The organism is Vibrio sp. SCSIO 43153, assembly GCF_023716625.1.
Lineage (GTDB): Bacteria > Pseudomonadota > Gammaproteobacteria > Enterobacterales > Vibrionaceae > Vibrio > Vibrio rotiferianus.
This window is the reverse complement of the sequence record NZ_CP071855.1, coordinates 2,224,749-2,249,150: the sequence shown is the minus strand read 5'-3', so window position 1 is coordinate 2,249,150 and position 24,402 is coordinate 2,224,749. Positions and strand designations below refer to the sequence as shown.

The 24,402-nt window shown below is 44.3% G+C and carries 26 protein-coding genes; 21 read left to right on the top strand and 5 right to left on the bottom strand.

What is annotated here, in order from left to right; translation table 11 throughout:
• The first annotated feature begins 183 nt into the window (after positions 1-183).
• Both J4N37_RS10840 and rluC read left to right on the top strand, forming a co-directional pair.
• Complete coding sequence (locus tag J4N37_RS10840) at positions 184-357, top strand: hypothetical protein (protein WP_010449316.1); 174 nt, start codon at positions 184-186, stop codon at positions 355-357.
• Between the two features lie 151 nt (positions 358-508).
• Positions 509-1,453, top strand: coding sequence for a 23S rRNA pseudouridine(955/2504/2580) synthase RluC (rluC, locus tag J4N37_RS10835; RefSeq protein WP_252040904.1), 945 nt, complete (start codon positions 509-511; stop codon positions 1,451-1,453).
• Between the two features lie 377 nt (positions 1,454-1,830).
• On the opposite strand, the gene J4N37_RS10830 is transcribed toward rluC, so the two are convergent.
• Positions 1,831-2,412, bottom strand: coding sequence for a Maf family protein (locus J4N37_RS10830; RefSeq protein WP_038887081.1), 582 nt, complete (start codon positions 2,410-2,412; stop codon positions 1,831-1,833).
• A 149-nt stretch (positions 2,413-2,561) separates the two neighbouring features.
• Between J4N37_RS10830 and yceD the strand changes: the two genes are divergently transcribed.
• The 15 genes from yceD (at position 2,562) to J4N37_RS10755 (ending at position 15,788) form a co-directional block, all read left to right on the top strand.
• A complete protein-coding gene (gene yceD / locus J4N37_RS10825; protein WP_010449311.1) occupies positions 2,562-3,086 on the top strand; it encodes a 23S rRNA accumulation protein YceD in 525 nt (174 codons plus the stop codon).
• Between the two features lie 59 nt (positions 3,087-3,145).
• Entirely contained in the window at positions 3,146-3,316 is a 171-nt protein-coding gene (gene rpmF / locus J4N37_RS10820; protein WP_005396978.1) for a 50S ribosomal protein L32, read from the top strand.
• Positions 3,317-3,326: 10 nt separating this feature from the next.
• On the top strand, positions 3,327-4,352 hold the full coding sequence (gene plsX / locus J4N37_RS10815) for a phosphate acyltransferase PlsX (protein ID WP_010449303.1): 1,026 nt from the start codon (positions 3,327-3,329) through the stop codon (positions 4,350-4,352).
• A 5-nt stretch (positions 4,353-4,357) separates the two neighbouring features.
• A complete protein-coding gene (locus J4N37_RS10810; protein ID WP_038887080.1) occupies positions 4,358-5,308 on the top strand; it encodes a beta-ketoacyl-ACP synthase III in 951 nt (316 codons plus the stop codon).
• Between the two features lie 76 nt (positions 5,309-5,384).
• Positions 5,385-6,308: an ACP S-malonyltransferase gene (fabD, locus tag J4N37_RS10805; RefSeq protein WP_010449299.1), complete on the top strand. Its 924-nt coding sequence runs from the start codon at positions 5,385-5,387 to the stop codon at positions 6,306-6,308.
• A 34-nt stretch (positions 6,309-6,342) separates the two neighbouring features.
• Complete coding sequence (gene fabG, locus J4N37_RS10800) at positions 6,343-7,077, top strand: 3-oxoacyl-ACP reductase FabG (RefSeq protein WP_010449297.1); 735 nt, start codon at positions 6,343-6,345, stop codon at positions 7,075-7,077.
• A 245-nt stretch (positions 7,078-7,322) separates the two neighbouring features.
• The gene (acpP, locus tag J4N37_RS10795) at positions 7,323-7,556 is read left to right on the top strand and encodes an acyl carrier protein (RefSeq protein WP_004406112.1); all 234 of its coding nucleotides are present in this window, start codon (positions 7,323-7,325) and stop codon (positions 7,554-7,556) included.
• Between the two features lie 93 nt (positions 7,557-7,649).
• On the top strand, positions 7,650-8,897 hold the full coding sequence (gene fabF, locus J4N37_RS10790) for a beta-ketoacyl-ACP synthase II (protein ID WP_010449277.1): 1,248 nt from the start codon (positions 7,650-7,652) through the stop codon (positions 8,895-8,897).
• Positions 8,898-9,005: 108 nt separating this feature from the next.
• On the top strand, positions 9,006-9,821 hold the full coding sequence (pabC, locus tag J4N37_RS10785) for an aminodeoxychorismate lyase (protein WP_010449275.1): 816 nt from the start codon (positions 9,006-9,008) through the stop codon (positions 9,819-9,821).
• Positions 9,818-10,834 (top strand): endolytic transglycosylase MltG, encoded by a 1,017-nt coding sequence (gene mltG, locus J4N37_RS10780; RefSeq protein ID WP_252040902.1) that lies wholly within the window; start codon positions 9,818-9,820, stop codon positions 10,832-10,834. The genes pabC and mltG overlap by 4 nt, the downstream gene beginning before the upstream one ends.
• Positions 10,831-11,463: a dTMP kinase gene (gene tmk, locus J4N37_RS10775; RefSeq protein ID WP_143692721.1), complete on the top strand. Its 633-nt coding sequence runs from the start codon at positions 10,831-10,833 to the stop codon at positions 11,461-11,463. Before mltG ends, tmk begins: the two co-directional genes overlap by 4 nt.
• 24 nt (positions 11,464-11,487) lie before the next feature.
• Positions 11,488-12,450 (top strand): DNA polymerase III subunit delta', encoded by a 963-nt coding sequence (locus J4N37_RS10770; RefSeq protein ID WP_252040900.1) that lies wholly within the window; start codon positions 11,488-11,490, stop codon positions 12,448-12,450.
• On the top strand, positions 12,441-13,208 hold the full coding sequence (locus tag J4N37_RS10765; RefSeq protein ID WP_010449267.1) for a TatD family hydrolase: 768 nt from the start codon (positions 12,441-12,443) through the stop codon (positions 13,206-13,208). The genes J4N37_RS10770 and J4N37_RS10765 overlap by 10 nt, the downstream gene beginning before the upstream one ends.
• Before the next feature lie 444 nt (positions 13,209-13,652).
• Complete coding sequence (ptsG, locus tag J4N37_RS10760; protein WP_182026211.1) at positions 13,653-15,083, top strand: PTS glucose transporter subunit IIBC; 1,431 nt, start codon at positions 13,653-13,655, stop codon at positions 15,081-15,083.
• Positions 15,084-15,386: 303 nt separating this feature from the next.
• On the top strand, positions 15,387-15,788 hold the full coding sequence (locus J4N37_RS10755) for a hypothetical protein (RefSeq protein ID WP_252040898.1): 402 nt from the start codon (positions 15,387-15,389) through the stop codon (positions 15,786-15,788).
• Between the two features lie 69 nt (positions 15,789-15,857).
• On the opposite strand, the gene J4N37_RS10750 is transcribed toward J4N37_RS10755, so the two are convergent.
• From J4N37_RS10750 to J4N37_RS10740, 3 genes are all read right to left on the bottom strand, one after another.
• Positions 15,858-15,956: a MetS family NSS transporter small subunit gene (locus J4N37_RS10750; RefSeq protein WP_005536518.1), complete on the bottom strand. Its 99-nt coding sequence runs from the start codon at positions 15,954-15,956 to the stop codon at positions 15,858-15,860.
• Complete coding sequence (locus J4N37_RS10745; protein WP_252040896.1) at positions 15,956-17,416, bottom strand: sodium-dependent transporter; 1,461 nt, start codon at positions 17,414-17,416, stop codon at positions 15,956-15,958. The genes J4N37_RS10750 and J4N37_RS10745 overlap by 1 nt, the downstream gene beginning before the upstream one ends.
• A 464-nt stretch (positions 17,417-17,880) precedes the next feature.
• Positions 17,881-18,471: a putative outer membrane beta-barrel protein gene (locus tag J4N37_RS10740; RefSeq protein ID WP_010449257.1), complete on the bottom strand. Its 591-nt coding sequence runs from the start codon at positions 18,469-18,471 to the stop codon at positions 17,881-17,883.
• A gap of 128 nt (positions 18,472-18,599) precedes the next feature.
• On the opposite strand from J4N37_RS10740, the gene cydH reads away from it, so the two are divergent.
• Together cydH and J4N37_RS10730 are read left to right on the top strand one after the other, a co-directional pair.
• Entirely contained in the window at positions 18,600-18,692 is a 93-nt protein-coding gene (gene cydH, locus J4N37_RS10735) for a cytochrome bd-I oxidase subunit CydH (RefSeq protein WP_010449255.1), read from the top strand.
• Between the two features lie 17 nt (positions 18,693-18,709).
• Positions 18,710-19,849, top strand: a complete 1,140-nt coding sequence (locus J4N37_RS10730) for a patatin-like phospholipase family protein (RefSeq protein ID WP_038882774.1) — start codon at positions 18,710-18,712, stop codon at positions 19,847-19,849.
• Positions 19,850-19,898: 49 nt separating this feature from the next.
• Here the strand turns inward: J4N37_RS10730 and pyk are convergent, their stop codons facing one another.
• On the bottom strand, positions 19,899-21,341 hold the full coding sequence (gene pyk / locus J4N37_RS10725) for a pyruvate kinase (RefSeq protein WP_252040894.1): 1,443 nt from the start codon (positions 21,339-21,341) through the stop codon (positions 19,899-19,901).
• A gap of 319 nt (positions 21,342-21,660) precedes the next feature.
• Here pyk and mlc point away from each other — a divergent pair, with 319 nt between their 5' ends.
• Positions 21,661-22,878 carry a sugar metabolism global transcriptional regulator Mlc gene (gene mlc, locus J4N37_RS10720; RefSeq protein ID WP_005444840.1) on the top strand — a complete coding sequence of 406 codons (1,218 nt, stop codon included), beginning with the start codon at positions 21,661-21,663 and terminating at the stop codon, positions 22,876-22,878.
• Between the two features lie 232 nt (positions 22,879-23,110).
• Positions 23,111-24,058 carry a chemotaxis protein CheV gene (locus tag J4N37_RS10715; protein ID WP_005444843.1) on the top strand — a complete coding sequence of 316 codons (948 nt, stop codon included), beginning with the start codon at positions 23,111-23,113 and terminating at the stop codon, positions 24,056-24,058.
• Positions 24,059-24,402: the final 344 nt, after the last annotated feature.

The following is a 24,402-nucleotide window of genomic DNA, read 5'->3' as shown; positions in this document are numbered from 1 at the left end:
TTCAGTCATCACAAGTCTAGTTTAGGTTTCGTTGGAAACGCAGGCTTGTGACCCGCTATATGGTGCGGTAGATACTCAACGTGAATATGCGAGGAGTAGAGTAACAAGTGTGTTGAATTCAGCATGTCTTACGCCAATGCAGCACCTGAGCTTCAACAATCTACTCACATTGCTTGAGGATAAATGATTGGTAATGAACAAAATGTAACCAAACCTTCCTTAGCAGCTGTGAACTATAGCAGTGCAGGTGGATATCAGCAATCTGCTTTCACGCAAACGTTGGAAAATTTGGCGCTAAATTCAAGTTTTGTAATTTATAACTGGCTGTTTCATAAGCAGTTGAGTCTAGAAAATTGAAAAAGAGGCAAAGCAGATTGAGAAGTTGGCCAAGAGTTTTGATAATTGAAACAAAAGGTTGGCGTGTTTTAGTACTATTTATGGCGACAAGTATTTCTTTTGTGGCAAGAATAATGTGAAGTCGTACAGATTTGGGTTTACAATACCGCGCATGAGCGAAATAAGAACACAAGTCCAGTTCGTCGATATCGACGAAGATATGGCGGGTCAACGCATTGATAATTTCTTGCGTAACCAATTAAAAGACATCCCAAAGAGCATGATTTATCGAATTGTGCGCAAGGGCGAAGTACGCGTAAATAAAAAGCGCATTAAAGCCGAGTACAAACTCAAAGCAGGAGATCTTGTTCGTATTCCTCCAGTTACGGTAGAAAAGAAAGAAGGCGACGTTGCACCAAGTACCAAGCTAAACAAAGTGGCAGAGTTAGAAGATAAGATCATTTTTGAAGATGATCATATGCTGATTCTTAATAAGCCTTCTGGAACCGCAGTTCATGGTGGTAGTGGTTTGAAGTTTGGCGCGATTGAAGCACTTCGTGCTTTGCGCCCACAAGCTCGCTTCCTTGAGTTAGTTCACCGTATCGACCGTGACACTTCCGGCATTTTGTTAGTTGCTAAGAAGCGTTCGGCATTGCGTCATCTGCAAGCACAGTTCCGTGAAAAGACAGTGAAGAAGTTTTACTTCGCGCTTGTCATGGGTGAGTGGAAAAACAGCTGTAAAGTCGTTAATGCGCCGCTACTTAAAAACGAAGTGAACAGTATTGTACGAGTCAACCCAAACGGCAAACCGTCTGAGACGCGTTTTAAAGTATTGGAAAAATTCGAACAAGCAACGTTAATTCAAGCAAGTCCAATTACGGGACGTACTCACCAGATTCGTGTGCACACTCAATACACAGGGCATCCGATTGCATGGGATGACCGTTATGGCGATCGTCGTTTTGATGCGTACACAGGTCAGGTTGGTTTGAACCGTTTGTTCCTACACGCAGCGAACATCAAGTTCCAGCATCCATCGAATGATGAGTGGATGGAGATCAACGCGCCGATGGAAGCGAAATTAGAGAAAGTCTTAGCGGGTTTGCGTAAAAAGTAGAGGCAAGAGTATCTACACCCTTCGGGGTCGCAAAAAGCTATGTAAAAGCCGATGTTAATACATCGGCTTTTTTGATCGTAGAAAGCTTTTTAGAGAGTGGCGGCAGCTTTGTCTGTTGAGTTATGAGAACTTTGTGCTCAGCAGTACCGTTGAAAGAGATCCCCAACTCGCTCGTTCCTCACTCTTGAGGATGACGTGCAGTGAATTCTGAATTTAAGTGGGTTATGACTTACTTTTTGATGGATGAGGTTATACGGCGTCATTCCCGAAAGCGACGAAGGAGCGATGTCGGGAATCTCTGGGTGCGATGCAAAGTTACTAGCTTGATGTTACTGCTTAAACCGTCCATATCAGCCCTTTGGAGTCTTCTGTATTCCCTACAAAACCTCTAACCCTTGTTTTTGCAGCATGTCGATCAAATCAATAAGTGGCAGGCCCACTAACGTATTCGGATCTTTGCCGACTAACTTCTTAAACAGACAAATCCCCATACCCTCGCTTTTAAAACTGCCAGCGCAGTAAAACGGTTCTTCTCTGTCAACGTAACGCTCGATTTGCTCGCGAGCCAAATCTCTAAAATGGACTTCAAAGGTATCGAAGCCGACTTCAGTATGATTCGTAGCGGTGTTATGTACTGCAAGCCCGGTATAAAAAGTGATGGTTTTACCGCTTTGAGCTAATAGCTGTCTGATTGCGTTTTCTCGGCTTAGCGGCTTACCCACAATTTCACCGTCGATAACACAAACTTGGTCACTGCCAACGACCAAACTGTCCTGAGTTGTGTGGCAAGACGTCGCTTTTCCAATCGCGAGCCTTTGAACGAGATCTAAAGGGGTTTCATTGGGTAAAGGCGTCTCGTCACAGTCTGGTGATAAGCAAGTAAAAGGTACTGCTAGTTTTTCCAGCAGTTGTTTACGAAAAGGAGAGGTTGAGGCTAAAACCAGTTGGTAATTTTTCATTTTGAATTACAATTCGCACAAGCATTTTCACTAGGATAATCGATCAAAATCGATTCTGGCTAATGCTCTGTATGATAAGCGTAAAAAAGTACAACTTTTTTTCCTTTTTCTTTGACTAATTTTGATTTGGAAGATAATATTCGCGCCCTATGCAAAAGGTAAAAATACCGCGAACGGTTGATCCGGCGAAGTCCGCACAGAAACGATTAGATTACGATGGCATCATCCAAGCTAGTCTTTTCAAGCGCTTAGCGGAAACAACTGAAGGCGTAAAACGCGACGCAGAAGTCTCATTGTCATTTGATATTGATGAACAGCGACTTGTTGTTATCTCTGGTAAAGCTAACATCGAAGTCGATTTAGAGTGTCAGCGTTGTAATGAGGTATTCACACATTTGTGTGAAGTTGAATTCCTTTACACTCCTTACTACGGTGAGAAGACGGAAGAGGAAGCACCAGAAATTTATGATTTGGTAGATCTAAATGAGTACGGTGAATTAGACCTTATACAACTAGTTGAAGACGAGTTCATCTTAACATTACCTCAAATCGCAATGCACGATGAAGCGGATTGTAGCGTTGATTCAAATAACATGGTTTTTGGTGAGATTCCTGAAGAAATTGAGGAAGAAAAACCGAATCCATTCGACGTTTTGAAAAATCTGAAAAAGTAACTGGTGTGGTAGCCGCTTCTTCTTTAGGTTTTTAACCCAATAGTATAGGAGTAGGGTCAATGGCCGTACAGAAAAACCGTAAAACTCGTTCTAAGCGCGGTATGCGTCGTTCACACGATGCGCTAACTACAGCTGCACTATCTGTAGACGCGACTTCTGGTGAAACTCACCTACGCCACAACGTAACTGCTGAAGGTTACTACCGTGGTCAAAAGGTTATCAACAAGTAAGGTTGAACCTTTGCAAAGTATTACCGTTGCACTTGATGCAATGGGCGGGGATTTCGGTCCACGCGTAACAGTGCCTGCCGCCGTGCAGGCACTGTCTCATTTCCCAGAGCTAAAAGTGATTCTTATAGGTGATCAATCTCTGATCACGTCTCAATTATCTCAACTAGGTGCCTCTACCAGTTCTCGTTTGAGCATTCTTCATAGCGAGAAAGTAATATCAAACTCAGAAAAGCCATCTTTAGCATTACGCAATAGCCAAAACAGCTCTATGCGTATGGCCATCGATCTTGTTTCTGAAAGCGAAGCAGACGCATGTGTGAGTGGTGGTAACACCGGTGCGCTTATGGCGCTCTCACGTTTCATTCTTAAACTGCTTCCTGGTATTGAGCGTCCTGCTTTAGTTTCCGCATTACCAACTATCAGCGGCAAGCGTACCTGGATGTTAGATCTTGGTGCGAATGTGTCGTGCGATGCCGACAGTTTGTTCCAGTTTGCAGTGATGGGCAGTGCATTAGCTGAGGAGCACCTCGGTCATCCACCTCGTGTGGCTGTACTAAATATTGGCGCTGAAGAAATCAAAGGAAACGATTTGGTCAAGCGCTGTGCAGAAATGCTTTCTCAAACCGACGCAATTAATTTTGTGGGTTATATTGAAGGTAATCAAATTTTGCATGACGTAGCCGATGTCATTGTTTGTGATGGCTTTGTCGGTAACGTATGCTTAAAAGCCAGCGAGGGAACAGCACAACTCTTTATCGAAAAACTTAAAACCAGCATGATGGCATCAACGATAAAGGGATGGATTGCTAGAAAGTTGTTTTCTCGGCTATTTAATGAACTAAAAACACTGAACCCCGACCAGTATAACGGCGCAAGTTTGCTAGGATTGCGCGGCATTGTCATAAAAAGCCATGGAAGTGCGGATGTATCTGCGATTGTCAATGCACTTGGCGAGGCAGTACACGAGGTCAAACGACAAGTACCAAGCCGTATTAGCGATCGTTTGGAAGCGGTTTTACTCGAGAGGCATTATTAGTCTTCATGCATAGCAAAATATTAGGTACTGGCAGCTACCTGCCATCTCAGGTGCGTACTAACGCAGACCTAGAGAAAATGGTAGATACAAGTGATGAGTGGATCGTAGCTCGCACGGGTATTAAAGAGCGTCGAATTGCAGCAGAAAATGAAACTGTTGCAGACATGGCATTCTACGCAGCTGAAAACGCTATCGATATGGCCGGCATTGATAAAAATGATATCGACCTAATTATCGTTGCTACTACTAGCAGTAGCCATACTTTCCCTTCATCTGCGTGTCAGGTGCAGGGAAAGCTTGGCATTAAAGGTTGTCCAGCATTTGACTTGGCCGCTGCTTGTTCAGGCTTTGTATACGCCTTATCTGTTGCTGATCAACACATCAAATCAGGTATGTGTAAAAACGTACTCGTGATTGGTGCAGACGCATTATCGAAAACGTGTGATCCAACGGATCGTTCAACCATCATCTTATTTGGTGATGCGGCAGGAGCGGTAGTGGTTGGCGCGAGCGAAGAGCCGGGTATCATCTCTACACACGTATACTCAGACGGTCAATTTGGTGATCTGTTGAGTCTGCCTGTGCCAGAACGTGGCAAAGATGCGGACAAATGGCTGCACATGGCGGGTAACGAAGTATTCAAAGTGGCAGTAACTCAGCTATCTAAGCTAGTGAAAGACACGCTTGAAGCGAACGACATGCACAAGTCTGAACTAGACTGGCTAGTGCCGCACCAAGCGAACTACCGCATTATTTCAGCCACAGCGAAAAAGCTTTCGATGTCACTAGACCAAGTCGTGATTACACTTGATAAGCACGGCAACACATCAGCTGCAACTGTGCCAACAGCACTGGATGAAGCGGTACGTGATGGTCGAATTAAACGCGGTCAAACTTTACTTCTTGAAGCGTTTGGTGGCGGATTCACTTGGGGCTCGGCTCTGGTGAAATTCTAAGTTTCATAAGAATTCAAAATTTAAGATGCGCTACCGTGCATCTTATTTCTTTTTACTTTGCTTAAAGGAAAACAACATGAGCAAGTTTGCTATCGTATTTCCAGGCCAGGGTTCACAAGCTGTAGGTATGCTTGCTGATCTAGGCGAACAATATGACGTAGTAAAACAAACATTTGCAGAAGCATCTGACGCACTAGGTTACGACCTATGGGCGCTTGTTCAAAATGGACCTGCAGAAGATCTAAACCAAACTTTCCGTACACAGCCTGCATTGCTAGCTTCATCTGTTGCTATCTGGCGCGTATGGCAAGAGCTTGGTCTTGAGCAACCTGCAAACCTAGCGGGTCACAGCCTAGGTGAGTACTCAGCACTAGTATGTGCTGGCGTGATTGACTTTAAAGAAGCAATCAAACTGGTTGAGCTACGTGGTCAACTTATGCAAGAAGCCGTACCAGCAGGTACTGGTGCAATGTACGCGATCATCGGTCTAGATGACGAAGCGATTGCAAAAGCTTGTGAAGAAGCTGCGCAAGGTGACGTAGTTTCACCAGTAAACTTCAACTCGCCTGGTCAAGTTGTTATCGCAGGTAGCAAAGACGCAGTAGAGCGCGCGGGCGTACTATGTAAAGAAGCGGGTGCAAAACGTGCGCTTCCTCTTCCTGTTTCAGTGCCTTCACACTGTGCACTAATGAAACCAGCAGCAGAGAAACTAGCGGTTGCGCTAGAGTCTATTGAATTCAACGCACCACAACTTCCAGTTATCAACAACGTTGATGTGGCAGCAGAAACGGATCCTGCAAAAATCAAAGACGCACTTGTTCGTCAGCTACACAGCCCAGTTCGTTGGACTGAGAGCGTGCAGCTAATGAGCGAGCAAGGCGTAGAAAATCTTCTTGAGCTTGGTCCTGGCAAAGTACTGACAGGTCTGACTAAACGTATCGTGAAAACACTAAGCGCAGCAGCTGTTAACGACGTAGCGTCGCTAGAAGCTGCTAAGTAATTCGTTCACGATAAGAAAAGGAAAACACAACATGATGAATCTAGAAGGTAAGATCGCTCTAGTGACAGGCGCAAGCCGTGGCATTGGTCGTGCGATTGCTGAGCTTCTTGTTGAACGCGGTGCAACAGTAATTGGTACTGCGACTTCTGAAGGTGGCGCAGCAGCGATCAGCGAATACCTGGGTGAAAACGGTAAAGGCCTAGCACTTAACGTGACTGACGTTGAGTCTATCGAAGCGACACTAAAAACCATTAATGATGAGTTCGGTGTAATCGATATTCTTGTTAACAACGCTGGTATCACTCGCGATAACCTACTAATGCGTATGAAGGATGACGAGTGGAACGACATCATCAATACGAACCTAACGCCAATTTACCGCATGTCTAAGGCGGTTCTACGTGGCATGATGAAAAAACGCGCTGGTCGCATCATCAACGTAGGTTCTGTTGTTGGTACTATGGGTAACGCTGGTCAAACGAACTACGCAGCAGCGAAAGCAGGCGTAATTGGTTTCACTAAATCAATGGCTCGTGAAGTCGCTTCTCGTGGTGTAACGGTTAATACAGTCGCTCCTGGTTTCATCGAAACTGACATGACTAAGGCGCTAAATGATGACCAACGTGCAGCAACGTTATCGAACGTGCCTGCAGGTCGTCTAGGTGACCCACGTGAAATTGCATCAGCAGTAGTATTCCTAGCTTCACCTGAGGCAGCTTACATTACTGGTGAAACTTTGCATGTAAATGGCGGCATGTACATGGTTTAATGCACAGTTCGTGCAAAATAAGCTATTTTACTTTATGAAAAATAGCCTATAGTTGCTGTTAACTGTCATTAAGTTGTGATGGTCGTGCACAAGATTTGTGCATGATTTAAGTCAAAAATGTATTGAAATTCGGTTAAATTCGCTAATTTTGTGGTTTGACCAGCAAGGACCCCCTTGCAACTTTCCATAGTTCGAATAAACTACGGAATCATCGCATTAGGCGAAATCTGTAAAGGAAAAGAAAAATGAGCAACATCGAAGAACGCGTAAAGAAAATCATTGTTGAACAGCTAGGTGTAGACGAAGCAGAAGTTAAGAATGAAGCTTCTTTCGTTGACGATCTAGGTGCTGATTCTCTAGACACAGTAGAGCTAGTTATGGCTCTAGAAGAGGAATTCGACACTGAGATTCCTGACGAAGAAGCTGAGAAAATCACTACTGTTCAAGCTGCAATCGACTACGTAAACAGCGCTCAGTAATTATCTCTCCCAGGCGGTCTCCTAGACCGCCTGTGTTCTTTCTAACTTCTTCTATCCTCTCATAGAAACATTCAATTCCCGGAGAATTATATCGTGTCCAAGCGTCGTGTAGTTGTCACAGGCATGGGTATGTTGTCACCGGTAGGCAACACAGTAGAATCATCTTGGAAAGCCCTGCTAGAAGGTCAAAGCGGAATCGTTAACATCGATCATTTCGATGCAACGAACTTCTCAACTCGTTTTGCAGGTCTTGTTAAAGATTTTGATTGCACAGAGTACATGTCTAAAAAAGATGCTCGTAAAATGGATCTATTTATCCAGTACGGCATCGCAGCAGGTATCCAAGCGTTGGATGACTCTGGCTTAGAAATTACCGAAGAAAACGCAGCTCGAGTTGGTGTCGCAATCGGCTCTGGTATTGGCGGTCTAGACCTAATCGAAAAAGGTCACTCAGCACTTGTTGAGAAAGGCCCGCGTAAAGTTAGCCCATTTTTTGTTCCTTCGACCATCGTAAACATGGTTGCAGGTAACCTATCTATCATGCGTGGTCTTCGTGGTCCAAATATCGCGATCTCTACTGCATGTACTACAGGCCTTCACAACATCGGCCACGCAGCTCGTATGATTGCATACGGTGATGCAGAAGCGATGGTAGCAGGTGGTGCCGAGAAAGCATCAACACCGCTAGGCATGGCTGGTTTCGGCGCGGCTAAAGCATTATCGACTCGTAATGATGAGCCTCAAAAAGCGTCTCGTCCATGGGATAAAGGCCGTGACGGCTTCGTTCTTGGTGACGGCGCGGGTATGATGGTTCTTGAAGAGTACGAACACGCAAAAGCTCGTGGCGCTAAGATTTACGCAGAGCTTGTTGGCTTTGGTATGTCTGGTGACGCTTACCACATGACTTCTCCAAGTGAAGATGGTTCAGGTGGCGCACTAGCAATGGAAGCCGCGATGCGTGATGCAAACATCATCGGTACGCAAGTTGGTTACGTTAACGCTCACGGAACATCAACACCTGCTGGTGACGTAGCTGAAATCAAGGGTGTAAAACGTGCTCTTGGTGAAGAAGGCTCAAAACAAGTATTAGTATCTTCGACTAAATCGATGACTGGCCACCTACTAGGTGCTGCAGGTTCTGTTGAAGCTATCATTACGGTTCTTTCTCTGGTTGACCAAATCGTTCCACCAACGATTAACCTAGATGATCCTGAAGAAGGCCTAGATATTGACCTTGTACCGCATACTGCGCGCAAAGTTGATATGGAATACGCAATCTGTAACTCGTTTGGCTTTGGTGGCACAAACGGTTCACTTGTATTCAAAAAATTCGCTGAGTAAGAATCTCTAACACTGTTTTAGAGTAGCGATACTTGTATTCTAACGGCTCGATGCTTAGCATTGAGCCGTTTTGTTTTATTTGTCGATCAGAAATCAAAGGGTATCTGAATGTTCTGGGTAAATGGACTTCCACAAACGCATGTTTCGCTCGGTGATCGCTCATTTCAGTATGGTGATGGCTGTTTCACTACTATTAAGACTAAGTACGGTCAACTGGAGCACTGGCAAGCGCATATTGAACGTATGGAGGCGTGTCTAAAAACATTGCAAATACCTTTCCCAGATTGGAATACGGTTTTTGATTGGGCGATGCTCGCGGTCTTAAATGACGAGGCGGCAGGAATCAAGATTCATATTAGTCGTGGTTGTGGTGGTCGAGGGTACAGCCCAAGCGGTATAGATGGTCCGGTTGTGACTATTTCGAACTTTGCATTTCCTTTTCATTATGCTCAGTGGCAAGAAAATGGTGTGCAGTTAGGTATTTGTGAAACCCGCCTTGGCATCCAACCATTACTTGCAGGTCACAAGCACAACAACCGAATAGAGCAGGTTCTCGCAAAGGCGGAAATTGATGGTTCTGAATTTGCCGATGCTGTGACGTTAAATGTGCAAAATCATGTCATTGAAACTACAATGGCAAACCTTTTTTGGGTTAATGATAAAAGGGTATACACACCGGATTTGAGTTTGTCCGGTGTGGCCGGCGTAATGCGCCGTAAGGTATTGGAGTTTCTCCAAGCTGAAGGTTACCCGGTGAAGGTAGCCCAATTCACACTGACAGATTTGCTTGATGCAGAAGAGGTGTGGATGTGTAACTCACTATTGGGTGTAGCGCCGGTTTGCGGTATTTCAACACCAGAGAACAAGATTGAACTTCCAATTGGAAAACTGACTCGACGACTTCAAGGGAATCTAAATACGTGATTAAAAAACTGTTTGCTTTTGTTGTACTGATTGCCGTTATTGGTGCAGCAGGTGCTTTTTACGTTGTTTCACAGACTAAGCAATACGTTAACTCGCCAATCCTTATAGAACAGCCACAGCTGTTCAGCGTTGAAAATGGCACCAGCTTTCACCGAGTCATGCGTGATTTAGTGAAAGATAATATTATTGAAGCTTCTGATTACACCCGCTTAATGCCTCACCTTTACCCAGAGCTTCTTCAAGTGCGAGCAGGCACTTACCAACTAGAGCCAAAGCTTTCGCTTTATCAAACGTTAGAACAGCTCAATACGGGCAAAGAACATCAGTTTGCAATAACATTTGTGGAAGGTAGTCGCTTTTCTGAATGGGTTGAACAACTAAGTACAGCACCTTATGTAAAACATGACTTAACCGGATTATCTGAAAAAGAGATGGCTGAAAAGCTAGGTATTGAGCGCGAAAAGCTTGAGGGCTTATTCCTTGCCGAGACCTACCATTACACAGCAGGCACGAGTGAAAGTCAGATCTTAGAGCGTGCTCATACTAAGTTGAACAATATTCTTGATGCTCATTGGGAAGGGCGCCAAGAGAAACTGCCGATTAAAGACAAATACGAAGCTCTGATCCTTGCTTCAATTATTGAAAAAGAAACGGCAATCGACTCGGAGCGTGAACGAGTGGCGTCTGTATTTGTCAACCGTCTCAATAAACGCATGCGCCTGCAAACTGACCCGACCGTTATTTACGGAATGGGTGATGCGTACGATGGTAATATTCGTAAAAAAGATTTACGTACTCCAACGCCATACAACACATACACAATCAACGGTTTGCCACCAACACCAATCGCTATGGCAGGCGAAGCGTCGATTGAAGCTGCTTTAAACCCAGAAAACAGCAAATATTTATATTTTGTAGCAAGCGGAAAGGGCGGACATGTATTTTCGAAATCCCTTGCTGAGCACAACCGTGCTGTACGTGCCTATTTAAGAGAACTAAGAAAGAATAAATGATGAAAGCAAACTTTATTGTCGTTGAGGGCCTAGAAGGCGCGGGTAAAAGTACTGCGATTAAAACCGTTTTAGACACGCTGAAAGCGGCGGGTATTGAAAACATCGTCAATACTCGTGAGCCGGGTGGTACACCACTGGCTGAGAAAATGCGCGCGTTGGTTAAAGAAGAGCACGAAGGCGAAGACCTAAAAGATATGACCGAGCTGCTTTTGCTTTACGCCGCGCGTGTTCAGTTAGTTGAGAACGTGATTAAACCAGCACTAGCAAACGACCAATGGGTGGTGGGTGACCGTCATGATTTGTCTTCTCAAGCTTACCAAGGTGGTGGTCGTCAAATCGATGCGTTGCTGATGAAGAACCTGCGCGATACGACTCTAGGAGAGTTTAAGCCTGCTTTCACTTTGTACATGGACATTGATCCGCGCGTTGGCCTTGAGCGTGCACGCGGTCGTGGTGAACTCGACCGCATCGAAAAGATGGATATCAGCTTCTTTGAGCGTACTCGTGAGCGTTACTTGGAACTCGCGAATGCAGATGACTCTATCGCAGTTATCAATGCAGAGCAGTCGATTGAAGAAGTAGCACAAGACATCAAAGCCGCTTTGAACGAATGGCTAGCATCATTGTAAGCAGGATGTGGATTGAGGTGATTCATGCTAAATGACTTTCCATGGTTACAACCCGTTTGGGATAACCTCAAAACAAGTTTGGATTCAGAACGAGTTCCAGGTGCACTGTTATTACAAAGTGAGAAAGGCTTAGCCGTTGAAAAGTTGGTTGAGCTCTTTAGTCATTCACTTTTATGTCAAAACTACACCAGTGAAGCGTGTGGGTTCTGCCATAGCTGCCAGTTGATTCAGTCAAACAGCCACCCTGACTTACACTGGGTCAAACCAGAGAAGGAAGGGAAGTCAATTACGGTTGACCAGATTCGAGGGTGTAACCGTCTTGCTCATGAGTCTTCCCAGCTAAATGGCTACCGTGTGTTTATTATTGAGCCTGCGGATGCGATGAACGAGTCTGCATCAAATGCGTTGTTGAAAACACTCGAAGAACCGGGACAGAAGTGTTTGTTCTTGCTGGTGACGCATAATCAAGAGCGATTGCTTCCAACCATTCAGAGCCGTTGCCAGCAGTGGGTAGTTACGCCGCCTACAACAGAACAAGCAATGAGTTGGATTAGCGAGCAGGGCACCTCGAAAGTGCCGCCGTACGCACTCAAGCTAAACATGGGGTCCCCCATAAACACACTAGAAGCGGTAAAAAACGGTGAGCTTGATGAGTACCAGGTGTTTGAGCGCTGCTTTATAGATACTTTGTCTTCTCCCGTTTCTGATGTGTTTCAATGTGCGTCCTTAATGGCTAAGAACCCGGACAAAACATTGGATTGGGCTTGGCACTTGTTAGCGGATGCACAAAAAGCGCAATTTGGTGTGGTCGAAGTGGACCAACTTCCGGGGGCTGATAAGTTTCCTCCGAGCAACTACAACGGCTTATACTTAGCAGCACAAAAATTGCTCGAATTAAAGGCTCAAATGCAAACCTTCCCAGGCTTAAACCTTGAGCTACTTTCTATGAATTGGTTAATTGAGTCACGAGAGGCATTATGTTCGTAGATTCGCACTGTCATTTAGACAAATTGAATTACGATGATCTTCACATCAACGTTGAAGACGTTATTAATAAAGCAAAGCAAGCGAATGTCACAGAGCTTCTATCGGTTGGCGTAACGCTGGACTCGTTTCCTAAGATGCTGGAGTTGATCACACCTTATGAGAATGTTTATGCTTCTTGTGGTGTTCATCCACTCGACGTGGAAAGTGCGTTTTCATTAGAAACGCTACACCAACATGCGTCGCACGAAAAGGTGGTGGCGATTGGTGAAACGGGCTTGGATTATCACTACAAGCCAGAGACAGCTGCACTGCAAAAAGAACGTTTTGAGCAGCAAGTTGACTTAGCTGTCGAATTGAACAAGCCACTTATCATCCACACTCGTAATGCACGAGAAGATACATTAGAAATTCTTCGTAATGGTGGTGCCGAAAAATGTGGTGGCGTGATCCACTGTTTTACTGAAGATCTAGCATTTGCAGAAGCGGCGCTTGATTTAGGCTTCTACATCTCAATTTCAGGTATTGTGACCTTCCGCCAAGCAACAGAACTAAAAGAAGTTGTGAAAGCTTTACCACTAGAGAAGTTGCTCATTGAGACGGACTCGCCTTATTTGGCTCCTGTTCCTCACCGCGGAAAAGAAAACCAACCAGCTTATGTAGTGGAAGTTGCGGCCTATATAGCGCAGCTAAAAGGGTGTGCTTTATCCGAGGTCGGGCAAAAAACCACCGAAAACTTCCGAAATCTTTTTTTGCGTTAGAAATCATTAAATAGTTTAAAAAAGGGGCGCAAGCCCCTTTTTTGTTGATTAAAGCAACAAAACCACTAATTAATTTAATGTTTACTAAAAATGTTGATTTACTGAAGGCCTAAACCTACAAATGTAATTTTGTTACTAAAAATAACATCGTGGTTTATTTTATTTACGCACTAAAATTAATTTTATAGATATAAAATTAATTAAAAAACAAGGCTTTAGGTGTGGTGCAAACCTTTTCATTAGCTCGTTTTTCATGTGATCTAAGACTTGTTTTGAAACTAAATTTCGTAACTGTGTGGAAAGTTTGAGGGTCATCAATATATATTTAGAGCCGGAAAATATAATGCAACGTGTGGTTACATTTTCATTGGGTGCTAACATTTAGGCTACGGGGGTGTGCCGTTAGTGCCCAAATAATACTTATAATTTATCAGGAGCATAAACATGTTTAAGAACCTTTTTGCAAACCTGCAAAAAGTTGGTAAAGCTCTGATGCTACCAGTATCAGTGTTACCAGTCGCAGGTATCCTACTAGGTGTTGGTGCTGCCCACCTAAGCTTCATTCCAGAGATCGTTTCGAACCTAATGGAACAAGCTGGTGGCTCAGTATTCGGCCAAATGGCACTTCTATTTGCTGTTGGTGTAGCACTTGGCTTCACAAACAACGACGGTGTAGCAGGTCTTGCTGCAATCGTTGGTTACGGCATCATGACAGCTACACTAGGTGTTATGGCTGGCATCATGGGTGTTGAGAAAATCGATACAGGTGTACTAGGTGGTATCCTTGTCGGTGGTGTTGCTGCTTGGGCATTCAACCGTTTCTTCAAAATCCAACTTCCAGAGTACCTTGGCTTCTTCGCTGGTAAGCGTGCTGTGCCAATCATCACTGGTTTCGCTGCGATTATCCTAGGTGTTGTACTATCTATCGTGTGGCCACCAATCGGCGGTGCAATCTCTGCATTCTCTGACTGGGCTGCGCACCAAAACCCACAACTAGCGTTCGGTATCTACGGCGTTGTTGAGCGTTCTCTAATCCCATTCGGTCTACACCACGTTTGGAACGTACCATTCTTCTTCGAAGCAGGTACTTGTGTGAACGCTGCTGGTGAAACTCAAAACGGCGTACTAACTTGTTACCTAGTTGCTGATGAAGCATCTCGTGCTGCTGGTAATGGCTTCGGTCAGCTAGCGGGTGGTTACATGTTCAAGATGTTCGGTCTACCAGCTGCAGCAATCGCTATTGCTCACTGTGCTAAACCAGAAAACCGCGCGAAAGTAATGGGTATCATGGCGTCAGCTGCACTGACTTCATTCCTAACTGGTATTACAGAGCCAATCGAATTCTCATTCCTATTCGTTGCTCCACTACTATACGGTATCCACGCTCTACTAGCTGGTTCTGCATACGTTGTTGCTAACACTCTAGGCTTCGTACACGGTACTTCATTCTCTCACGGTCTGATCGATTTCCTAGTTCTATCTGGTAACGCTCAGAAGATGGGTCTAATGATTGCTGTAGGTCTAGTTTACGCTGCAATCTACTACGCAGTATTCCGCACTGTAATTACAGCACTTGATCTGAAAACTCCTGGTCGTGAAGATGAATCTGAAGATGCAGTAGCAGCTACTGGTTCTGACATGGCAGGTGAGCTTGTCGCAGCATTCGGCGGCAAAGCTAACATTACAGGTCTAGACGCATGTATCACTCGTCTACGTGTTGCAGTTGCTGACACAGCAGCAGTTGACCAAGACAAGCTAAAACAACTAGGCGCTGCTGGTGTTGTAGTTGTAGCAGGTGGTGTTCAGGCTATCTTCGGTACTAAGTCTGACAACCTGAAAACTGAAATGGATGAGTGGATTCGTAACCACGGCTAATCTCAGTCATCCATAAGAAAAAGGGGGCTTCGGCCTCCTTTTTGCTTTCTGTATCTTTTCCTTCATGTCTCACGGCAATTATTCTTCTCTAATCTCTAATCTCTAATCTCTAATCTCTAATCTCTAATCTCTAATCTCTAATCTCTAATCTCACTAGCACTTACTTTTGGTGTTTTAGCCGTGATCTCACGCTCAACCTTACGTTTGTTGCTTTTTTCGTACGTCATTCTTACTCATTACTGACACAACAAAATGACATCATGTTTGAATTATGCACGCTGTTTTTTAAGTGGGGGGAAGATTGTGAAAAAGCGAATTTTATTGGCGGCAACAATGCTGCCGAGTGCCGTAATGGCGGCGGACGGAGCAAAGAATTTTTCTGTTGGTATGGCGGTCGATCAAGAGCTCAGCGTTGTCGTTGAAATTGAAGACAAGTACCGCGGTATTATTGGTAATGATGGTATGGCATTTGATTACATCGCTAAGCGTGGCACATTCGACCAAAGCATGCCATTGACGTGGTATGTCGGTGTTGGTGGTTGGTATGAGTGGGATGATGAGTTCGGCGTTCGTGTCCCACTAGGTTTAAATTGGGATCTATCAAAAGGCTGGGATCTGTATGCGCAAATCCATCCTGAAGTGGACTTTTACAAAGGGCCTGATCTGCAAATCGGTGGGGCGCTTGGTATCAAGTACAATTTCTAATAGATACAAAAATGCCGGCACTGAGCCGGCATTTTGTTTTGTGAGCCTTAATTTCGCTGGCAGTTAGCTTTACTGCTGTTTATTCATTGCTCGTTTGATGCATACCGCAGCGCCACCCCAAGTGATGCCAAGTCCGATAACCATCATGATGATTGCACTTGTAGTCATTATGCTTTCTCCTTGCTCGCTACGTTAATCAATACGCCAAACACAAACAGTGCGGCAATCATTACCCAACCCAGCGTTAGGTCGTAGCCACCGTAACCTTCTGTTAGAAGTGCGTACAGCTTGGTTGCCAATATAACTGCTAACATGATTGGTGTGACAAAGCGTAAACAGATTTCGAACCATTGACCAACAGAGAAGTCAGAGCGCTCGTTTACGTAGTTACGAACTTCAGGCACTTGTTTCAACAACCAAGCCATTAGAACGATTTCTACTAGGCCGCCAACCATAATTCCAACGTTGTTTGCGAAGTGGTCGACAAGGTCCAGCAGAAGCAATCCGCCGTTCGTCGCGAATGCCATCGAGACAACAAATCCAATACCAATCACTACGTTTGCAGCTTTCTTACGGCTCCATTTTAATTTGTCGATAACGGCTGAGGTTACCGCTTCCATGATTGAGATGTGCGAGCTTAAGCCTGCAACAACCAAAGCAAAGAAGAACAGAGGACCAAGGATGTATGGCGCTGGTAGTAGGTTAATTGCCGCAGGTAACGTCACAAATGCCAAGCCCACACCCGCAGAAACTACCTCAGTAAGCGGTTTGCCTTGTTCTTGAGCCATATAACCCAATACCGAGAAAATCATGATACCGGCAAGGATAGAGAAGCCACAGTTTATCAATACCGTCATGAAGGCGTTGTTGGTGATGTCTGATTTCTCTGGCAGATAGCTCGAGTAAGCCAGCATGATGGCAAAGCCGATACTTAGTGTGAAGAAGATCTGACCGTAAGCCGCTGCCCACACTTTTACGTCCCAGATTTTGCTGAAGTCTGGTTCGAACATGTAGTTCACACCGTCTAGCGCACCAGGAAGGAAAATCATGCGACCGATCAAGAAGATCACCATAATGAACAATATAGGCATCATGATCTTAGATGCGCGTTCAATACCTGATTTAACACCGCTCACAATCGCAGTATAGGTAATTGCCCAAGCAATCAGCATAGATACGGCGATCTTCCATTGAATGCTGCCTAAATCAGTTGGAGAGTTATCACCAAGTTTTAGGTATTCACTAAAGAAGAAGGCGTTGGTATCGGAACCCCAACTTTGAGTGAACGACATCCCAAAGTAAGAAATTGCCCAACCAATAACCGCAACATAGTAAACGGCGATGACGGCAGCAACGCCAACTTGGAACCAACCAAGCCATTCAAATTTCGCGTGGATTTTTGCCAATGTTTTTGGTGCAGAACCGCGGTATTTTTGACCCATACTGAACTCAAGGATCATGAATGGAATACCTGCGGTGATCATGGCGAAAAGATAAGGAATAAAGAAGGCACCGCCGCCATTCTCATAGGCCATGTAAGGGAAACGCCAGATGTTACCCAAGCCGATAGCTGAACCGACAGCTGCTAAGATGAATCCCGTACGGGATCCCCATTGTTCTCGCTTCATATTTGACTCCTGTACAACTCCCTAAGGAATGAAGCTCTTCTCGGCAATGAGCAAAACCAGTAGAACAAAGGACAACTGTTATCCGTCAGCTTTCTGTCCGATATTCGGTGTTGGTATAAAATTCTGGTGTTTTGCTTTGCGTTGCCTAACAAGAAACAGAATTAAATGCTTTAAATTTTGATATGTGTTTGCAAAAGCTGAAATATTCTTCTGCTTTCTGTCTTCAGACTAACTTTTTACATTATTTATCGCAATAGATTCTAAATGTTAATGACAATATTTTATCTGGTTTAAATATTGTTAATTAGTCGTTTTGTAGGCCATTAGATCGAGGGGGAGAGTGTCTTGTGAAATAAAATTGTGTTTGCTGGGTGTGATTTTGGTCAAATAATCTGTTTTTTAATATTAGGGCGTATCGCTATGTTCCCTACGCCCAATAGATGATTTTCCGTTAAAAGCCTTAACTAGAAGCGAAAGGTAAAACCAATATTTGATTGGAATTGGTTCATCCAGTCGGTTTCAAACTTTATTACACAGTTGGAACCGTCATCTGGCAGTACACACGCTCCGGACGTATCGTTATCAACAACAGTCCCAAGCCAACGGACTTGTGCTGTTAAGGCGAATTCCGGTGATATCGCGTATTCCATGCCTAAAAAAGCTGTGGCCGAAAACCCATATTTCGTATCAGCCCAATCTACATCGGTATAAGCGGCGCCTAAACCAATACCTAGCTGTGAAGACCAACCTTGGCTGATAGGGTACAAGATGCTGCTCTGAAAATGGAGATAGTGAAAATCAGAATTATTATTGACTCGTTCTAATTCTGTAGACTGGTAAGAGTAGAATAGACCCAATCGTCCATTCTCAAATGGCGTTTCAACAGCAAGTGCATAGTTTGGTGATGGTTCAATGTCAAATTTAGCGCCGTCCTCATCTTCAACATTTCCGCCGCCGGTAAAACCTATATAGGGAGTAATTATAACTTCTGCATGGCAGGTGATACTGCCCAGCAATAATGCACTCCCAATTAGCCACTTGATATTGTTCTTCATCTTGCTATCTCCCTATATTAACTAGATTAATTGTGATGCCTTAGCCAAAATTGTGCGACTAAATTAGCCATTTCTTGAACATAATTCACACTGGCGTTATTAATTTGTTACAACAACAGGAGGTGTCTATGGAACACGATCTCAAATCTGCCCTACTCATTGTCGTAACAGTCTTTGCTGTCTTACTTACATTCGGCATCATAGCGATTACGACAGCTTAACCTAAGAGGTTGAGCCTATGATACGCAACAGCGGTATTATCACAGACAGCCACATAGAGCTTGAATTCTCAGTTTATGAGCACTATTGGCAAGGGAAAACAGCTTTGGTCGCTCAAGGTGGCGGCCAGAGAGGGATTTTTACCGCTGGTGTGTTGGATGCATTTCTACTCTCCAACTTCGATCCTTTCGATGAATTTTATGGTACTTCCGCGGGTGCCCTCAACTTGTGTGCGTTTTTATGTCGTCAGCATGGGATGGGAAAAGCGTTTATTACCGATCTTACGACTTCAACAGAATTCTTTAACTTATTCGGATATATCCGTAAGAAGCAGTACTTAGGGCTCGAATGGGCGTTAGAACGTATCCAAGAATACCCATATAAACTCGATCTCGATTTGGGACACCGCTCTCTTGGTCACCGAAGGGCATTTGCTGCGGTCACCGATACGCATTCTTTATCTGACCGTTATTTACCTATGCTAGGAAAACGCTGGTTCGAAACTATGATCGCGACTTGTGCGATTCCCAAGCTATATCAAGGAATCGTTAACATTGATGGCTCACAGTATGTGGACGGTGGGGTTTCTGCTTCCATTCCGGTGCAAGAAGCTTGGCGTCAAAATGCTCGCAATATCATTGTGATAAGGACTGAGCCATTCTCTCCGGCTCAAGCTAAAGAGAGTGAAACTGGTCAACATGTTGAGTGGTATCGAGAGTCATTCAATTCAGTTCAAGATACTTGGCAGCAGCGAGTTGAGCAATGGAAAGAAGATTGGAGCAGCTTTTTACAGCAGAAAGTGGCGGCTGCTCATCAAACTAAAATGCCGGGACATAAGTTATTAAACGGTGGGCGTTGGTTGTTTGGTGCAGATAACCTATATCGCCTGAGTCATTTGATTGGTGAGCACTTTGACTCTGGCCTCGCAGACATGCTGATGATTCATTATCAGACATACGAGTTGACCCAAGAGTTTTTAGCGAACCCACCCGATGACACGTTTATTTTGCAAGTGGCTCCAAAAGAGGAATTGAGGGCGTCTTCACTGTTGAGTGAGCCCGAGGATTTGGAGCACGACTATCAACTGGGACTTCAAGCCGGGTTCAACTTAATCAGCCTCTATGATGAACTCAAATCGGATGGTTTGGAAAGGGCTTAAAATAGGCTCAATACTCGCTGAGAATATTGAGCCTAGCGATAGGTTAGCCCTAAGCCGATAAGATTCGCATACAGTTCGTTGAACCTACCACGTCCATTACATCGCCTTGGGTAATAATCACTAAATCACCCTCGTGTAATAGGCCTTGCTCTTTGAGAGTCTCAATCGCAGCATGTGCTGTTGTAAGCCCAACATCACCTTTGGAATCAAAGTATACTGGCGTTACCCCTCTGTATAACGCTGCGCGGTTGAGGGTCGATTCATTTCGCGAAAGAGCAAATATCGGCAGACCAGAGCTTAATCGAGACATCATCAATGCTGTTCGGCCAGATTCGGTTAATGCGATCATCGCTTTGATGCCTTCCATATGGTTGGCAGCATACATCGTCGACATTGAAATGGTTTCTTCAGCCGTTTCAAAAGTTCGGTCTAAGCGGTAACTAGAGTGATTTGCTTCTGACATCTTCTCAGCACCCATGCACACCTCGGCCATGGATTTAACCGTCTCTACCGGGTAGAGGCCTGCTGCTGTCTCTCCCGATAGCATAACGGCATCTGTTCCATCTAATACTGCGTTGGCTACGTCCATAACTTCAGCACGTGTTGGCATTGGGTTTGCCATCATCGATTCCATCATTTGGGTTGCTGTAATGACAAGTCGGTTTAGGCTACGAGCACGGCGAATAAGTTTCTTTTGTACGCCAATTAGTTCTGGGTCTCCGATCTCTACACCGAGGTCACCACGTGCAACCATTACTACATCAGAAGCCTTGATAATGTCATCAATAGAGTCGTTGCTTGCGACAGTTTCGGCGCGCTCGACCTTAGCGACCAATTTTGCTTCCAATCCAGCGTCTCGTGCGAGTCGACGGGCATAGTGCATATCCTCCCCATTACGAGGGAAAGATATTGCTAAGTAATCGACTTTGATCTCCGCAGCCGTCAATATATCGGCTTTGTCTTTATCCGTAAGGGCATCGGCAGATAAGCCACCACCTTTTTTATTAATGCCCTTATTGTTCGAAAGAGGGCCACCTACGGTCACTCGAGTATGGACTTTATTACCTTCAACTTTCGTTACCTGTAGTTGTACACGGCCATCGTCCAATAATAGAATGTCATTAGTGGTGACATCTTGTGGAAGCTCTTTGTAATCAAGTCCAACAGCTTCTTGGTTACCTTCGCCCCTTGGGAGATCGCTGTCTAAGGTAAATTTGTCACCCACGGCAAGAGTTATTTTCCCCTCTTTAAACGTGGATACGCGAATTTTGGGGCCTTGAAGATCTCCTAAAATAGCAACCTGTCGCCCGAGTCTTGCCGCTATCGCTCTTACTTTTTCAGCTCTGACTTTGTGGTCTTCTCTGGTACCGTGAGAAAAGTTCATACGGACGACGTTTGCGCCAGCTTTGATGATATCCTCAAGGACATTGTCTTTATCTGTTGAAGGGCCAAGCGTTGTAACAATTTTGGTTCTTCTTAATATGGAAGTCATAGATTCTCCGAAGAATGCAGGTGTAGGACTAGATAACTCGAATTCTATTCTCGCTAAGTATATGCACAGTATGCGCGGATTGTTGGCATTTAGGTCAAAGTGCTGAAAAAACATCAACACACAGGTGTTGTGACCTAATTTGATGAATAAAATAAGTCATTTTTCAAACAATTTAACAGGAGTCGATTTCTAGTTATTTGATTGAATACACAAACAAACATGTTTATACGTGATGCTTGTCACGGGGATTTATCAATTCACTTCACAATTACTTCGCAAAGTAAAAAAATTATCCCGTTATAGAATTTCGGAGTGCAAGATGTACATGGCTCAACCGGGCCATATTGATCATATCAAACAGGTCAATGCTGGTCGTGTATACAAACTAATTGACCTAAAGGGTCCAATATCTCGAATCGATTTATCCAAGCAAAGTGAGCTTGCGCCTGCGAGTATCACTAAGATCACTCGAGAATTGATTGAAGCCCACCTGATCCATGAAACAACGGTACAGGAAGCAACCAGTCGCGGTCGTCCTGCGGTGGGGTTACAGGTCAATAATGAAGGTTGGCAATTCTTGTCGATGCGTTTAGGTCGAGGCTACTTGACGATTGCACTGCACGAGCTTGGCGGTGACGTTCTTATCGATACCAAAATCGATATCCACGAACGTGACCAAGATGATGTGCTGGAACGTTTACTCTACGAAATTGATGAATTCTTCCAAACCTACGCCGACCAACTTGATCGTGTTACCAGTATTGCGATTACTCTGCCCGGTCTAGTGAACTCAGAGCAGGGTATCGTGTTGCAAATGCCGCATTACAATGTTGAGAACCTAGCGTTAGGTCCTGAAATATACAAAGCAACAGGCTTACCGGTTTTTATTGCCAACGATACGCGTGCATGGGCACTAGCAGAGAAACTGTTTGGTCATTCACAAGACAACGACAACTCGGTTCTTATCTCTATTCACCACGGCTTAGGCGCAGGTATTATCTTGGATGGTCGAGTGCTACAAGGTCGACACGGTAACATCGGTGAACTCGGTCATATCCAAATCGATCCGAATGGCAAACGTTGCCATTGCGGCAATATTGGTTGTCTTGAAACCGTTGCCAGCTCACAAGCGATTCGAGAAGAGGTTGTGACTCGTATTGCTCAAGGTGAAGCTTCAGTTCTTGCTGAACAAGAAGAAATGAGCATTGAAAGTATCTGTGAGGCGGCTGCAAATGGCGACCCTCTGGCTGTTGATGTTATCGAGAAGCTTGGCCGTTACTTAGGCTCTGCCATTGCGATTGTTATTAACCTATTTAACCCAGAAAAGATCTTAATTGGTGGGGTGATCAACCAAGCGAAAGAGGTGCTTTATCCTGCTGTTCGTCGTTGTATTGAAGAACAAAGTTTGCCGGTTTACCACCAAGACCTTGAACTGGTGGAGTCTCGTTTCTATAAACAAGCGACCATGCCGGGAGCGGCTTTGATTAAGCAAGCACTGTACGACGGTCAGTTGTTGATGAAGGTGATTGAAGGTTAATTTTTCTGACATCAAAATAGGGCATTTACAGAGGGTGAACAGGAAGGTTCGCCCTTTTTTGATCATATGAGCAGAGAAAACTCGAATCTGAGCGCTGCTTCATTGCTATATCAATAGCATTAATGTAATTTTCGTAAGTATTGTAGAACACTCATAAAAAAGTATTACTTTGTTGTTCCAACACAGTTTTCTATAAAGAGTGAAAGGTAGTCGTTCAAAGTTAGGTAGTGGTATGTCCGGAGTGTTAAATACGGTTGATCAGCGTACAAATCTAGTAGGTGAAAACCGACTAGAGCTTTTGCTGTTCACGCTAAATAGTCGCCAGTTATTTGCGATTAACGTTTTTAAAGTGAAAGAGGTGATCAAACTGCCTCCGCTTACTAAGCTGCCAGGTTCTCACTATAACATTCGTGGTGTGGCATCTTTGCGTGGCGAAGCTGTGCCTGTGATTGATTTACGTTGCTCGATCGGTTTCCCTCCATTGCGTGGTGAAGTTGAAGAAGAGAACTTGATCATCACCGAGTACAACCGTTCTATTCAAGGTTTCCTTGTAGGACCGGTTCGCAACATCATCAATACTGCATGGACTGAGATTCAGCCGCCACCATCTACATCAGGACGCTCTAACTACCTAACTGCTATCACCCAAGTGAAAGATGGGGATTCATCTCAAATCGTTGAAATTATTGATGTAGAAAAAGTACTGGCTGAAATCGTTCATTATGACGTGACCATCTCTGACGGCATACTAGATCGAGAACTGGCTCAAGCGATGATTGGACAAAATGTCCTCATTGTTGATGATTCATCAACCGCGCGTAATCAGGTAAGAGACACCTTATCTCAGCTTGGTTTGAACATCATCGAATGTCGCGACGGTTTAGAAGCATTAACGGTTCTTAAACGTTGGTGTGATGAAGGCAAAGACATCGAAAAAGAATTGCTGATGATGATTACGGATGCGGAAATGCCAGAGATGGACGGGTATAGGCTGACTCATGAAGTGCGTTCTGATTCTAGAATGTCCAAGTTGTTTATCACCTTGAACACATCTTTAAGTGGTAGCTTCAACGAAGCCATGGTGCAAAAAGTGGGGTGTGATCGCTTTATTTCTAAGTTCCAGCCTGATCTTTTGGTTGAAGTTGCACAAGACAGAATGCGTCAAGTTTTATATACGTAGAATTAATCAGTGAGCCCTAAATTAATCCATAAGGATAGGTGATTAATTGAACGGTGATTGCTAAACTGTTTTACATATTTCTGAGAATGAAATATGTAAAGTATATCGCGTCACTTTTCACCTATGAGTCTATTTAGACTTATCAATATAGGGTACTTCCGTTTAATGATATGGTTAACATCGAAAGTCATCATGACTTTATCCTTGTTACTGTATAGGAAATACAAGACTAAGCGTACGGAAACGATGACTGAAGATTAATTCAGCAGAATCAAAAAGGGAGGCTTGACCTCCCTTTACTTTTTTCGGTGCAATGCCTTTTCCTACCTCTAAAACATGATTGC

Excerpts from the sequence above, each read along its gene's own strand:
- mlc (WP_005444840.1), top strand. The coding sequence starts at position 21,661 with ATGTACATGGCTCAACCGGGCCATATTGATCATATCAAACAGGTCAAT.
- J4N37_RS10840 (WP_010449316.1), top strand. The coding sequence starts at position 184 with ATGATTGGTAATGAACAAAATGTAACCAAACCTTCCTTAGCAGCTGTG.
- rpmF (WP_005396978.1), top strand. The coding sequence starts at position 3,146 with ATGGCCGTACAGAAAAACCGTAAAACTCGTTCTAAGCGCGGTATGCGT.
- J4N37_RS10730 (WP_038882774.1), top strand. The coding sequence starts at position 18,710 with ATGATACGCAACAGCGGTATTATCACAGACAGCCACATAGAGCTTGAA.
- pabC (WP_010449275.1), top strand. The coding sequence starts at position 9,006 with ATGTTCTGGGTAAATGGACTTCCACAAACGCATGTTTCGCTCGGTGAT.
- yceD (WP_010449311.1), top strand. The coding sequence starts at position 2,562 with ATGCAAAAGGTAAAAATACCGCGAACGGTTGATCCGGCGAAGTCCGCA.
- ptsG (WP_182026211.1), top strand. The coding sequence starts at position 13,653 with ATGTTTAAGAACCTTTTTGCAAACCTGCAAAAAGTTGGTAAAGCTCTG.
- cydH (WP_010449255.1), top strand. The coding sequence starts at position 18,600 with ATGGAACACGATCTCAAATCTGCCCTACTCATTGTCGTAACAGTCTTT.
- J4N37_RS10765 (WP_010449267.1), top strand. The coding sequence starts at position 12,441 with ATGTTCGTAGATTCGCACTGTCATTTAGACAAATTGAATTACGATGAT.
- acpP (WP_004406112.1), top strand. The coding sequence starts at position 7,323 with ATGAGCAACATCGAAGAACGCGTAAAGAAAATCATTGTTGAACAGCTA.
- J4N37_RS10810 (WP_038887080.1), top strand. The coding sequence starts at position 4,358 with ATGCATAGCAAAATATTAGGTACTGGCAGCTACCTGCCATCTCAGGTG.
- J4N37_RS10745 (WP_252040896.1), bottom strand. The coding sequence starts at position 17,416 with ATGAAGCGAGAACAATGGGGATCCCGTACGGGATTCATCTTAGCAGCT.
- J4N37_RS10750 (WP_005536518.1), bottom strand. The coding sequence starts at position 15,956 with ATGACTACAAGTGCAATCATCATGATGGTTATCGGACTTGGCATCACT.
- fabD (WP_010449299.1), top strand. The coding sequence starts at position 5,385 with ATGAGCAAGTTTGCTATCGTATTTCCAGGCCAGGGTTCACAAGCTGTA.
- J4N37_RS10740 (WP_010449257.1), bottom strand. The coding sequence starts at position 18,471 with ATGAAGAACAATATCAAGTGGCTAATTGGGAGTGCATTATTGCTGGGC.
- J4N37_RS10715 (WP_005444843.1), top strand. The coding sequence starts at position 23,111 with ATGTCCGGAGTGTTAAATACGGTTGATCAGCGTACAAATCTAGTAGGT.
- pyk (WP_252040894.1), bottom strand. The coding sequence starts at position 21,341 with ATGACTTCCATATTAAGAAGAACCAAAATTGTTACAACGCTTGGCCCT.
- rluC (WP_252040904.1), top strand. The coding sequence starts at position 509 with ATGAGCGAAATAAGAACACAAGTCCAGTTCGTCGATATCGACGAAGAT.
- J4N37_RS10770 (WP_252040900.1), top strand. The coding sequence starts at position 11,488 with ATGCTAAATGACTTTCCATGGTTACAACCCGTTTGGGATAACCTCAAA.
- tmk (WP_143692721.1), top strand. The coding sequence starts at position 10,831 with ATGATGAAAGCAAACTTTATTGTCGTTGAGGGCCTAGAAGGCGCGGGT.
- J4N37_RS10830 (WP_038887081.1), bottom strand. The coding sequence starts at position 2,412 with ATGAAAAATTACCAACTGGTTTTAGCCTCAACCTCTCCTTTTCGTAAA.
- fabG (WP_010449297.1), top strand. The coding sequence starts at position 6,343 with ATGAATCTAGAAGGTAAGATCGCTCTAGTGACAGGCGCAAGCCGTGGC.